The following is a 13006-nucleotide window of genomic DNA, read 5'->3' as shown; positions in this document are numbered from 1 at the left end:
ATAAGTCCGTCAAACCAGGCACATTCAGCGCCCCGCAGACCATTCATCTGCCACAGCCGTGTCGTCGTCATAGTCGGCTGCTTCGGCTTGCAAACCTGCGCCGACGATTTCCGGGACGCCTGCCCTACCCTCACCCACAGACACCGGCCCCATGCAGTAAAGCCTACCGATCAGGGCGACAGGCAACCCACTGACGTCGGTCATCCATTGCAGAACCTGCTCCGGCACCGGATTGCCCTGCATTGCCCGGTGCAAATCAGGCATCGCCACGAGCATGCCGGGGTGGCACTGACGCAGAAAACGCTCAAGCGCCGCGCCATTCTCGACAAACGGTGAATAGAGCAGGCACACCAGTTGCGCCTCGCTCAGGCCAAGGTCTTTTTGCGCCTCGGCCGCTGCCAGAACTCGCTGCTCGGCCCACGTTGCCGGGTTGCCAAACACCTCCACCGCTTGTACGCACAAACGTTCAGCCAATCTTTTGCGGCGCATCATCACCAATGCCCGTTGCAGGTACTCGGCGACGCCCCTCTCGTAGCTCCGGCCGTACACGAAGCACGACTGCAAACCCCGAACGTGTGCGCAGATAGAAAAGCTGACGTATTCGTTGTCGCTGAGCTGTGTCGCCGGCTCATCAGATTGAAATCCAAGAAACTCGGTGAGCAGTGGCCAGCGCTCTTCGAGGTTGCTGACCAGCATGTCGTGAATGTCGATGTAGGTGGCGCGGCGACACGCCTCAAATTGTTCGGCCGGACGCCACACTGCCTGGTCATGCTCAGCATTAAAAGCGCGGTAGCAGTCGCTGCCCAACTCATCGAGCAGCGCGAATAGCTCCTCGTAACCGCTTTCGTGGTGATTGGAGGCCTTGAGCCCGGCTTTGGCGGCGGCACGTTTCAATCCGTCGAGAAACTGTTTCTGCTGGCGAGGTGTGTCGCTACTGACCAATGCATCGACACCGCTGTTCCAACGAGCGATTTGCCCATAGAACTCGCCGGTGGCCAGGTACCCGTCGTCCCACAGATCAAGCAGCCCATTCCAGGCGCGGCGATGACCAACCATCAATAGATTGAGCCGATTCGACTCGCGGCCGGCTTCGGAGATCGGTGTCAGGTGGTTGAACGGCAGGACTTCCCGGTTATCGACCATCAACACTTCGACCCGAGGATCGTCGTAGAGGAACAAGGCACTGTAGCTGCGATGGATATTTTCCAGGACCGTAGAGCTTGTGCCGTTCAAACGCAAGGAAGCCACTCGCAACCGGAACGTCGCAGGCGCCCGGCCGGCGATGCTCAGTTGTGCAGCACGCAGCAGCGCCAAGGTGTAGCAACTGTCGCGGGACCCGGACTGAATCGCCAGGACCTTGTACTCGCCAATACGCTCCATGCCCCCGGCGGCGACCACCAAGCGCTGAATCATAAGCTGCAATGCCGTGCGTTCGGCGCGAGAGAAGAAACTCAACAATCGCTGCAGCACTTGCTGATAGACATAGTTCATCGCTTGATCATGGATATTGGTCATCTTTATTTACCTGATGCTTGTAAGTTCGATATCGCACTAACAACGGCATGCACTGCGCAATGGGTTGCCTGCCACGTTTGAAGTACTGGACGCTATTGCCAAATGCTAACACTTAAGTTTTTGGTAATTATTTGAAATGTTTGGACGCCACCCCTGCTCCGGCCAGAGACAGGTTGCCGCGAGCCCCTGCAGAGTCAGCCTCTTGCGACTGCGCGCAACATCCTAGGAAATGTCCGACAGCGTCCCACAGACATTTAGCACAAGAAATAAAGAAAGAAGTCGCCCATGTTGTGTCGGCAACTGCGCAACGATGCGCTATTTGTCGGATATGTATTAACAGTGTGTATTGAAAAGTATCAATCAGATACCCAGCCATGACTCATTCCTTGAGATGAAATTAATCATTCAATTATCAAGGCTTATATGATGATTAGAAGATACAGATTGAAAGCAAAAACCAGTTCAGTTGCTGAACTGCCCCATTGACCGGTCAATGGAAGGTCTCATTTATGGCAGATGACGCATGCAAAAGAGTCCGCGGGGGCACGGACTCTTGCAGAGGGGCTTATCTAAAGGGCTGATGCAGGTTGGACCTGGAGGGCGACCCGTTCGCGGCATGGGCATTCGTCCATGTAGCGGTGAGCTTCGACAAACTCGGCAAACGGGAAGACCCGAGTCTTGAGCGGCAGCAGCACGCGGTCGGCGGTCAGCTGGTTGATGTCGCGCAAGGCACGTTGCAGTGCGACCTGGTCCTGGATGATGCCCAGCTCCGGCTTGCCGGTGAAGTTGCCGATGCAGTGCACAAAGAACTGAATGTTCTTCTGGAACGCTGCACAGGCCGGGAATGGCGTCTGGTTGCCACCTTGCAGGCCGTACAGTACCAGACTACCGCGAGGTGCAAGCACATCGCCGAGCAACGACATCTGTGGACCGCCGAGACCATCGAACACCACGTCCACGCCGCGATTGTCGGTGATCTTGTTGATCTGCATCAGCAGGTCCTGTTCTTCGGTGACGATGACTTTCTCGGCGCCGAGGGACAGCAGGTATTCACGTTCTTCCGCGGTTTTGGTGGCGGCAATCACCCGAATGCCCAGCGCCTTGCCCAGTTGGACGAAGGAAGGACCGGCACAGTGACTGGCGTCGGTCACCAGCGCGAATTGCCCCGGTTTGACCCGTGCCAGATCGACATAAGCAAAGTAGGCGATCAGCAGCGGCGTGTAATGCACACTGGCTTCGATCGGGCTGAGCACGTCCGGGTAACGGGTGAGTGCCGTGCGCGGCAGAACAATCTGCTCACCGTAGACCGGATAGTCGTTCGGGCTTTCAGCCGGGAAGCTGGCAACCTTGTCGCCGACCGCCAGATCATCGACGCCCTCGCCGACCGCCGTGACGACGCCGGACATTTCATGGCCAAGGCCTGAAGGCAGACGAGCGTGGGACGAGGCCAGGTTCTGGCGCCAGAGAATGTCGTACCAGCTGATGCCAATCGCCTCGACGCGCACCTGCACTTCGCCCGGCGCAGGGAGAGCGGCCGCATGCTCTTCGCATTTGAGCACCTCGGCTGGACCAAACTTGTGAAAACGGATCGTGCGGGACATCGCAAACCTCGTCAAAGAAACCTCTAATGCCCTGAACTCTATCTGGGCTTTCTACCCAAGACTATCAGTGGCTATTAATAGTCGACATGCCTGTCATTGATTCCGCAGCGCCGGCGACATCGTCAAATGCCGTGATACCGAAGCAGCCTTTTCAGTAAAACTGAATTACTCGGTGCAGAGTAGCAGCCTTTCCCCTTAGTATTCATGCCGGCCATTGTTCCCATATGGCCGCTTTCGTCAAGCTTGATGACTCTGCCAGGACTCCAGATGAATCGTAATGACCTGCGTCGTGTCGACCTGAACCTGTTAATCGTTTTCGAAACATTGATGCACGAACGCAGCGTGACCCGCGCTGCGGAGAAATTGTTCCTCGGCCAGCCGGCCATCAGTGCGGCACTCTCGCGCCTGCGCGGGTTGTTCGATGATCCGTTGTTCGTGCGTACCGGCCGCAGCATGGAACCGTCCGCCCGAGCGGTGGAAATCTTCGCCCTGCTCTCGCCTGCACTGGATTCGATTTCCACCGCGGTCAGCCGTGCCGCGGAATTTGACCCAGCCACCAGCACGGCAGTGTTTCGCATCGGTCTGTCGGACGATGTCGAATTTGCCCTGCTGCCGATGCTGCTCAAGCGTCTGCGCGCCGAATCACCGGGGATCGTGCTGGTGGTGCGTCGGGCCAACTACATCCTGATGCCAAGCCTGCTGGCCTCGGGCGAGATTTCCATCGGTGTCAGCTATACCGCCGACCTGCCGGCCAACGCCAAACGCAAGGTGCTGCGCCGCAGCATGCCGAAGCTGTTGCGGGCCGATACGGTACCAGGGCCGTTGAGCCTGGATGATTTCTGCGCGCGGCCTCATGCGCTGGTGTCCTTCGCGGGCGACCTCAGTGGCTTTATAGATGAAGAGCTGCAAAAGCTCGGGCGCAAACGACATGTGGTGCTCGCGGTGCCGCAGTTCAACGGACTCAGCACGCTCATCAGCGGGACCGATATTGTCGCGACGGTGCCTGATTACACGGCTGAAGCGTTGACGGCGGCCGGCGGTGTGCGGGCTGAAGATCCACCGTTGCCGACGCGCAGCTTCGAGCTGCACATGGCCTGGCGTGGGTCGCAGGATAATGATCCGGGTGAACGGTGGTTAAGATCGCGGATTCAGATGTTTTTTGGGGATCCGGATAGCCTCTGAGGATGCTTGGGAAAAGCCACTTAGAGGCCCGGAATTGCTCGGTATTATCCCTTCCAACATTCCAGTGCCATCCGTCAACATCTGCTTTATGTTTAATCTCACTGCTTAGGCGACGCTCCGCCTCGGTAAGCTCAGCTGCTCGCTGGAATGTTCGAGACTCGTCGAGGCGTTGCGCCTCGATTTTTGCCGTCTTGGCTTTAAACGGGGCAATGCAGTTGGCGATATCTCTCTTGGCTGCCCAAGCGATCTCGCGAGCCTCCTTCAAACCGACCACAGGATAAGCACCGATCGCAAAACGGTTCTCCTTTCCATGCAGGCGGTACTTCAAACGCCATAGCTTGGAGCCAGGTTTCCTACCTTTCCGCGGTTTGCCCACTTCGAGATACAGCCCAGGCACCTCGCCATCAGTGCACTGCCTGGCTCTGATACCGACCTCACGCGAGCGTCGCTAAGCTTACGTCTCGCAAAGGCTTCAAGATTCTCAATCATAGTTGGGGCATCCTTCTTCGAAAAAAAGAAATCAGCCCTGATTATGCCCCCAGATGCAGTGGATAGAGCAGCAGCGGGCTACCGATGAACAGACTGGGCGGCTTCGCGACTTGGATGAAGGGCTATCTAGACGTGAAAGGATGCATGATGAAACAGCACTTGAAATCGAGCGATTGAAAGCACTTCCAGAAAAAATCACGGTGGTTTTTTTTGCGGCAGACCCGGGCAGCAACTCCAGCGATAAGCTTGCTCTCGATGAAGATTTCCGTCATCCCCTGCGATGAGTACAGAGGACCATCAACTGCGCCTCAGACCTTCATCGCCGCCATCAGGGCGTTACCGCCCAGCAGGTTCAACACCCCGTTTGAAGTTGTAGGCGAGCAGTGGCGTTAGCGCAGCAGATTGATGTTCTCGTCGATTCGGCCCTGAATGGTATCCAGAGTGTTTTGGGTGATCACGCGTGGGTACATGTTCTCGGCGAAGGCCGCAAACTGGCTAGCGACGTGGCAAATTCTGTCAATGATGCCGCCAGCAGTCGCCACTGAGACCTCTGCTTCGTCTGCAAGTCTGAGCATCACATCTCGGTCAATCTCCAAGGCCTCGCCCATCACGTCCATCTGGTGATAACCGCCCGGTCCCTCGCAGAAAGTCACGTCGTAGGCCGGCGCCAGCTGCCATACACCGGACGGCGACATGACGTAGGCGAAGTTTTTGGGATGGTCGTCTCGGTTGTTGAACGCGACATTGAAAACGGCACGCTCGAAGGCGATAGCTTTCTCTCGTACATCGTTGGTGCACATCTGTGTCGCACGCAAGAAGTTGACATAGTCCAAGGACCCCGGTGACTTGTAGTCGGCCCCGGTAAAGGTTGCAAGGCTTTGCATGGGCACGCGCTTACCGTCTATACGATCAAAGCGTTTACTCGCGAAGGCTGCCAGCCCGTTGGGCAGACTAAAGTGCTGCGTGTCCGGGGTCTGGATGCCGCACATGCGCAAGCACTTGGCATAGACCATTTCGATAGCACACACCTCAGGATGTTCTTCTTTTGCCGGGAATTTAATCAGCCAGGCTTCAAAGCCCGGCTTGGCGGCGGTGGTAAAGGCTCCAGTTTGAGGATCGCGATAGACCAACGCCTTTGGCCTGGCGCCTTGAGGCGAGCCCCCCACCAGCAGCAACGTCTGCAGGAATTCCCCACCTTCACCATTGAGAACTTCCTGAATCTCAGCCGCAAGCAGCTCAAGGGGGATATGCGTTTGCGGCTCCTGCCCCTCGGGCGCCATGGGCTCGAACGACAGTGCCCCCATGGCATTGTTGCCAATATAGGCCAGCCGCTCCAGAGGTCCTATGCGTGCTGTGTTGAGGCCGCGGCGCCTGAACAACCGGTCCATCAGCAGCATGCCCCAACCGTCAGGTAACGAGTCATAGACAGGCCCTGGCAGGCCTAACTGGTGGGACGGAAAGCCTCGACGTAACTGGGGTCCCTCCAATGGAAGTGTGTAGGACGACAGCTCCAGGCCTCTACTCTTTGCTTCATTGCTGTACTCAAACACAATCTGCGGACGACCGGTGATGGCGGTCGTAGACACCAGCGTGCCCCACAGCCAACGCTCACCCCAACCATCGTAGTAGACGTCAACTTGCTCAAGCATTGTCGGACTTCCTCTTGGTACGATGACGATTGACACTGTTTTCGTATCGGCGAATGTCTTCGAGGCTGTCCAGCTTTGGCAAGAACAGTCCTTCGAGCTCCTTGGTTCGTCCAAGAACCATAGCCACACGGACCACATTCTCGAACCCGACATTGCGCCCAGCTTCGAGGTTGGACACGGTATTGGTCCCGACACCGGCGCGACCGGCCACATCGGCTTGCGTCATCTGCAGAGCCAGCCGCTCCGTGCGCAGGCGATCGCAGAGTCGCTTGAGGATCTCACTCGGCTTACTGAAACTTAAATCCAACATAACGTGTCTCCCGTCGCTGCACACCGCTTAATACCCAAAATTATAGAATTAACCACAATTCTGTTCAAGGCGCGTAATTCCCTAATTTTGTGCTTTATTTGGGCATTTCCTGTTGCACCCACAACTTATTGGAATTAATTCTATTTTTGGGAAGATTCGCCCTGCTGGCAGCACCTTTCCGGCCTAAACGATGAGCAACCGCGGCCGATCACTCTAATTGATAGCCGCCTAACGAAAGGTGCAGGCTAGAGAGCCTGCTTGGGCCTTATATCATTCCGAATGATAGTTACCTTTGCCTCATTCGATTCGTGCGATACATCCTCGCCGAGCATCATCCGTCCATTCTCAATACATTGGCGGATGCATCCATGGAACAATCACTCAAACATTTGCGCTTCCCGTTGGCCCTGTTGGCCGTGCTGGTGATGAGCGCCTGCGGCAAGACTCCGGACACGGCCGCCACTATGCCCGCAGCCAAAGTCAGCGTGGCCAAGGTGATTGAACAACCGGTCAATGAATGGGACGAATTCACCGGGCGCCTCGAAGCGCCGGAAACCGTAGAAATTCGTCCACGGGTCTCCGGCCAGATCGACGAAGTGGCCTTCACTGAAGGCGCATTGGTCAAAAAAGGCGACCTGCTGTTCCAGATTGACCCGCGTCCATTCCAGGCCGAGGTTCGCCGCCTCGAAGCCCTGGTTGCCCAGTCGCGCGCCAACGCCACCCGCAGCGAAAATGAAGCCCTGCGCGGTGAGCGTCTGCGCACCAGCAATGCTATTTCCGCCGAACTGGCCGATTCGCGCACCAGCGCTTCGCAAGAAGCCCGCGCCGCGGTTGGTGCCCTCCAGGCGCAACTGGACCTGGCCAAACTAAACCTGAGTTTCACCCGTGTTACTGCGCCAATTAGCGGCCGTGTCAGCCGTGCGGAAATCACCGCCGGCAATCTGGTGACCGCCGACACCACCGCGCTGACCAGTGTGGTTTCCACTGACAAGGTCTACGCCTACTTCGACGCCGACGAGCGTGTATTCCTCAAGTACACCGCGCTCGCTCGCCAAGGCAAACGCGGAGCAACCACCCCGGTTTATCTTGGCCTGTCCAATGAAGACGGCAACCCGCACCAAGGCGTGATGAACTTCGTCGACAACCAGGTCAACCCGAAAACCGGCACCATCCGCGGTCGTGCGGTGTTCGATAACAGCGACGGCACCTACACCCCCGGCCTGTATGCCCGTCTGAAACTGGTCGGCAGCGGCACCTATTCCGCCGTGCTGATCAACGACGAAGCGGTCGGTACCGATTTGGGTAAAAAGTTCGTGCTGGTGATGGATGCCGACAACAAGACGGCGTATCGCTCGGTCGAGCTGGGTCCGAAGATCGAAGGCCTACGCATCGTGCGCAGCGGCCTGAACAAGGATGACACCGTCATCGTCAAGGGGCTGCAACGGGTTCGTCCTGGTTCGCCGGTCACCCCTGAAGTGATCCCGATGGCCACCAAGGAAACCCTCGCCGCTCTGGCTCAACAACGACAAGCGCTGGAAGCCAGCAACCTGCCCCAAGTCGCACCTGCCAAGGTCGCGCCGGGTTCGGTTGTGAAACTGGCTGCTGCGACTCCACGCGGTTAAGGGACGATAACTCCGATGAATTTTTCCCAATTCTTCATTTCGCGACCGATCTTCGCAGCGGTGCTTTCGTTGCTGATCCTGATCGCCGGCGCCATCTCGCTGTTCCAGTTGCCGATCAGCGAATACCCGGAGGTGGTTCCGCCGACCGTTGTGGTCCGTGCCAACTTCCCGGGCGCCAACCCAAAAGTCATCGGTGAAACCGTGGCAGCTCCGCTGGAGCAAGCCATCACCGGCGTCGAGAACATGCTGTACATGTCTTCGCAGTCCACCGCGGACGGCAAGATCACCCTGACCATCACCTTTGCGCTGGGCACTGACCTGGACAACGCTCAGGTGCAAGTTCAGAACCGCGTGACCCGGACCGAGCCGAAGCTTCCAGAAGAAGTGACGCGAATCGGTATCACCGTGGACAAGGCTTCGCCCGACCTGACGATGGTTGTGCACTTGACCTCGCCGGACAAACGCTACGACATGCTCTACCTGTCCAACTACGCCTTGCTCAACATCAAAGATGAGCTGGCGCGACTGGGCGGTGTCGGTGACGTGCAGTTGTTCGGCATGGGCGATTACTCGTTGCGTGTCTGGCTCGATCCGAACAAGACTGCTTCGCGTAACCTGACCGCCACCGACGTCGTGACCGCCATCCGTGAACAGAACCGTCAGGTGGCTGCCGGTGCGTTGGGTGCACCTCCTGCACCGAATGCCACCGCGTTCCAGCTGTCGGTCAACACGCAAGGCCGTCTGGTTTCTGAAGAAGAGTTCGAGAACATCATCATTCGCTCCGGCGACAACGGTGAAATCACGCGCCTGAAAGACATCGCTCGGATTGAATTGGGTTCCAGCCAGTACGCCCTGCGCTCGCTGCTGAATAACCAGCCGGCCGTGGCGATCCCGATCTTCCAGCGCCCTGGCTCCAACGCGATCGAAATCTCCAACGAAGTGCGCGGCAAGATGGCCGAGCTGAAGAAGAACTTCCCGGAAGGCATGGACTTCAGCATCGTCTATGACCCGACGATTTTCGTGCGCGGCTCCATCGAAGCGGTGGTTCACACCCTCTTCGAAGCGCTGATTCTCGTAGTTCTGGTGGTGATCCTGTTCCTGCAGACCTGGCGCGCCTCGATCATTCCGTTGGTGGCGGTGCCGGTTTCGCTGATCGGTACGTTTGCCGTGATGCACCTGTTTGGCTTCTCGCTGAACGCCCTGTCACTGTTCGGCCTGGTGTTGGCCATCGGTATCGTGGTGGACGACGCCATCGTGGTGGTGGAAAACGTCGAGCGAAATATCGGATTGGGGCTCACACCGGTCGAAGCCACCAAACGAGCCATGCGTGAAGTGACCGGCCCGATCATCGCGACGGCGCTGGTGCTGTGTGCGGTGTTTATCCCGGCGGCCTTCATCTCCGGTTTGACTGGGCAGTTCTACAAGCAATTCGCCCTGACCATTGCGATCTCGACCGTGATCTCGGCGTTCAACTCGCTGACCCTGTCGCCTGCCCTGGCTGCTGTGTTGCTCAAAAGCCATGACGCGCCGAAGGACCGTTTCTCCAAGGTCCTCGACAAGATCTTTGGTGGCTGGCTGTTCCGTCCGTTCAACCGCTTCTTTGACAAGGCCAGTCACGGTTATGTCGGCACCGTGGGCCGGGTTATCCGCAGCAGCGGTATCGCCCTGCTAGTGTACGCAGGCCTGATGGTGCTGACCTTCTTCGGTTTCGCCAACACCCCGACCGGTTTCGTACCTGGCCAGGACAAGCAATACCTGGTGGCCTTCGCTCAACTGCCGGATGCCTCGAGCCTGGACCGTACCGAAGACGTGATCAAACGCATGTCCGACCTGGCCCTGAAACAGCCTGGCGTGGACAGTGCCGTCGCGTTCCCAGGCCTGTCGATCAACGGCTTCACCAACAGCCCTAACGCCGGCATCGTCTTCGTGACCCTCAAACCGTTCGATGAGCGTAAAGACCCGAGCATGTCCGCCGGTGCGATTGCCGGTGCATTGAACGGCCAGTTCGCCGGGATTCAGGAAGCCTACATGGCAATCTTCCCGCCGCCGCCCGTACAAGGCCTGGGCACCATCGGTGGTTTCCGCCTGCAGATCGAAGACCGGGGCAACCTGGGTTATGACGAGCTGTACAAAGAAACCATGAACATCATTAACAAAAGCCACAACGTGCCGGAACTGGCCGCCCTGTTCACCAGCTACACCGTGAACGTGCCACAGGTCGATGCGGCAATCGACCGGGAAAAAGCCAAGACCCACGGCGTGGCCGTCAGCGACATCTTCGACACCCTGCAGATCTATCTGGGGTCGCTGTATGCCAACGACTTCAACCGCTTTGGTCGTACCTATCAGGTCAACGTTCAGGCCGAGCAGCAGTTCCGTCTCGAACCGGACCAGATCGGTCAGCTGAAAGTGCGTAACAACAAAGGCGAGATGATCCCGCTGGCGACCTTCATCAAGGTCAGCGACACCTCGGGCCCGGATCGCGTGATGCACTACAACGGTTTCATCACCGCTGAAATCAACGGTGCAGCCGCCCCCGGCTACAGCTCCGGCCAGGCCGAAAAAGCCATCGAGAAACTGCTCAAGGAAGAACTTCCAAACGGCATGACCTACGAGTGGACCGACCTGACCTACCAGCAGATTCTGTCCGGCAACACTGCACTGTTCGTGTTCCCGCTCTGCGTCCTGCTGGCGTTCCTGGTACTCGCGGCACAGTACGAAAGCTGGAGCCTGCCACTGGCGGTGATTCTGATCGTACCGATGACCCTGCTGTCGGCCATCACCGGTGTGATTGCCTCGGGTGGCGACAACAACATCTTCACCCAGATCGGCTTGATCGTACTGGTGGGACTTGCCTGTAAGAACGCGATTCTGATCGTCGAGTTTGCCAAGGATAAACAGGAAGAAGGCATGAGCCCGCTGGCGGCGGTGCTCGAAGCTTGCCGTCTGCGTCTGCGGCCGATCCTGATGACCTCCTTCGCGTTCATCATGGGTGTTGTGCCTCTGGTCTTCTCCAGCGGTGCCGGTGCCGAAATGCGTCATGCCATGGGTGTGGCGGTGTTCTCCGGGATGCTCGGGGTGACCTTCTTCGGTCTGTTGCTGACGCCAGTGTTCTACGTATTGATTCGTAACTTTGTGGAGCGCGGTGAAGCGCGCAAAGCGGCCAAGGCCCTGAAACTGGAGGCGCAACAATGAGCCTGAAAGCCTTCCTGCCGAGCCTTCTGGTACTGGCCCTGAGTGCCTGTGCCGTCGGCCCGGACTACAAGGCTCCAGCCACTGAGCCGGCCAACATCACGACCGCCACCGATGGCAGCGCCGGTCAGAAGAACTTCGACCGCGCGCGTTTCGAAGGCATCTGGTGGCAGCAGTTTGAAGACCCGACGCTCAACCACTTGGTGACTCAATCGTTGCAAGGCAACCGTGATTTGCGCGTGGCCTTCGCCCGCTGGAAAGCGGCGCGGGCGATTCGCGACGACGTCAGCAATGACGCCATGCCGACCATCACCAGCCGGGCCAGCAGTGACCTGGCCAAGGGTCAGATCCCGGGCCAGACCACGAAACGGGTTAACAGCGAACGCTACGACCTGGGCCTGGACATGGCGTGGGAGATCGACCTGTTTGGCCGTATCCAGCGCAACCTGGAGTCCGCCGACGCCGAACAGCAGGCGCTCGAAGCCGATCTGTACCAACTGCAAGTCTCCATGATTGCCGAACTGGTGGACGCCTACGGTCAACTGCGCGGAGCGCAGCTGCGGGAAAAGATCGCCCTGGCCAACCTGAACAACCAACAGGAATCGCGCAAGATCACCGAAAGTCTGCGTGATGCCGGCGTCGGCGATCAGCTCGATGTGGTCCGCGCCGATGCACGCCTGGCCTCCGTCGAAGCCAGCGTGCCGCAGTTGCAGGCCGAACAGGTTCGTCAACGCAACCGCATCGCCACCCTGCTGGGTGAACGTCCGGACAGGCTGACCGTCGACCTGAGTCCAAAAGAGTTGCCGGCGATCGCCAAGGCCCTGCCGATCGGTGATCCGGGTGAACTGCTGCAACGTCGCCCGGACATTCTCAGCGCCGAGCGCAAACTGGCTTCCGCCACTGCCCGTATCGGCGTGGCCAAGGCTGATTTGTTCCCACGGGTTAGCCTCAGCGGCTTCCTTGGCTTCACTGCCGGGCGCGGTTCGCAAATCGGCTCCTCGGCGGCCAACGCCTGGGCGCTGGGCCCAAGTATTACCTGGGCTGCGTTTGACCTTGGCAGCGTGCGCGCCCGTTTACGTGGCGCCGATGCTGATGCCGAAGGCGCCCTGGCGACCTACGAGCAACAAGTACTGTTGGCGTTGGAAGAGTCAGAAAACGCCTTTAGCGACTACGGCAAACGTCAACAACGCCTGATCTCGCTGATTCGTCAGAGTGAATCCAGCCGCGCCGCGGCCGACCTGGCCGACATTCGCTACCGCGAAGGCACGGCGGACTTCCTCGTCCTGCTCGACGCCCAGCGCGAGCGTTTGGCGGCTGAAGACACCCAGGCCCAGGCCGAAGTCGATCTTTTCCGCGGCATTGTCGCGATTTACAAAGCCCTCGGCGGTGGCTGGCAACCAGAGACGGTCGCCAGCCAGTAATGTTTTAACGAGCTCCTTTGGTTGG

9 protein-coding genes and 1 pseudogene are annotated in these 13006 nt (G+C 58.3%); 5 read left to right on the top strand and 5 right to left on the bottom strand.

Annotation, left to right across the window (positions count from 1 at the left end; translation table 11 throughout):
- Positions 1-24: 24 nt before the first annotated feature.
- Together ACYZT3_RS14520 and ACYZT3_RS14515 are read right to left on the bottom strand one after the other, a co-directional pair.
- On the bottom strand, positions 25-1515 hold the full coding sequence (locus ACYZT3_RS14520) for a hypothetical protein (protein ID WP_282377971.1): 1491 nt from the start codon (positions 1513-1515) through the stop codon (positions 25-27).
- Between the two features lie 569 nt (positions 1516-2084).
- Entirely contained in the window at positions 2085-3116 is a 1032-nt protein-coding gene (locus ACYZT3_RS14515; protein ID WP_282377969.1) for a zinc-dependent alcohol dehydrogenase family protein, read from the bottom strand.
- Positions 3117-3383: 267 nt separating this feature from the next.
- Here ACYZT3_RS14515 and ACYZT3_RS14510 point away from each other — a divergent pair, with 267 nt between their 5' ends.
- Entirely contained in the window at positions 3384-4298 is a 915-nt protein-coding gene (locus ACYZT3_RS14510; protein ID WP_282377967.1) for a LysR family transcriptional regulator, read from the top strand.
- A 244-nt stretch (positions 4299-4542) separates the two neighbouring features.
- On the opposite strand, the pseudogene ACYZT3_RS14505 reads toward ACYZT3_RS14510, so the two are convergent.
- Positions 4543-4674 (bottom strand): annotated as a pseudogene (locus tag ACYZT3_RS14505) (Arm DNA-binding domain-containing protein); the annotation flags it as partial.
- Positions 4675-4927: 253 nt separating this feature from the next.
- Between ACYZT3_RS14505 and ACYZT3_RS14500 the strand changes: the two are divergent.
- Positions 4928-5071: a hypothetical protein gene (locus ACYZT3_RS14500; RefSeq protein WP_282377965.1), complete on the top strand. Its 144-nt coding sequence runs from the start codon at positions 4928-4930 to the stop codon at positions 5069-5071.
- A 105-nt stretch (positions 5072-5176) separates the two neighbouring features.
- On the opposite strand, the gene ACYZT3_RS14495 is transcribed toward ACYZT3_RS14500, so the two are convergent.
- On the bottom strand, positions 5177-6436 hold the full coding sequence (locus tag ACYZT3_RS14495) for a type II toxin-antitoxin system HipA family toxin (protein WP_282377963.1): 1260 nt from the start codon (positions 6434-6436) through the stop codon (positions 5177-5179).
- Entirely contained in the window at positions 6429-6746 is a 318-nt protein-coding gene (locus ACYZT3_RS14490) for a helix-turn-helix domain-containing protein (RefSeq protein WP_282377961.1), read from the bottom strand. The genes ACYZT3_RS14495 and ACYZT3_RS14490 overlap by 8 nt, the downstream gene beginning before the upstream one ends.
- A 368-nt stretch (positions 6747-7114) precedes the next feature.
- On the opposite strand from ACYZT3_RS14490, the gene mexE reads away from it, so the two are divergent.
- From mexE to ACYZT3_RS14475, 3 genes are read left to right on the top strand one after another with little or no spacing between them, the layout of a single operon-like run.
- Positions 7115-8368 carry a multidrug efflux RND transporter periplasmic adaptor subunit MexE gene (gene mexE / locus ACYZT3_RS14485; protein ID WP_462030150.1) on the top strand — a complete coding sequence of 418 codons (1254 nt, stop codon included), beginning with the start codon at positions 7115-7117 and terminating at the stop codon, positions 8366-8368.
- A gap of 15 nt (positions 8369-8383) precedes the next feature.
- Positions 8384-11563, top strand: coding sequence for an efflux RND transporter permease subunit (locus ACYZT3_RS14480; protein ID WP_462030149.1), 3180 nt, complete (start codon positions 8384-8386; stop codon positions 11561-11563).
- Positions 11560-12981 (top strand): efflux transporter outer membrane subunit, encoded by a 1422-nt coding sequence (locus tag ACYZT3_RS14475; protein WP_462030148.1) that lies wholly within the window; start codon positions 11560-11562, stop codon positions 12979-12981. The genes ACYZT3_RS14480 and ACYZT3_RS14475 overlap by 4 nt, the downstream gene beginning before the upstream one ends.
- The last annotated feature ends 25 nt before the right edge of the window (positions 12982-13006 follow it).

The organism is Pseudomonas sp. MDT1-16, from assembly GCF_054898115.1.
Note: the sequence above shows the minus strand (reverse complement) of the source record. Positions and strands in the feature narration are given on the sequence as shown.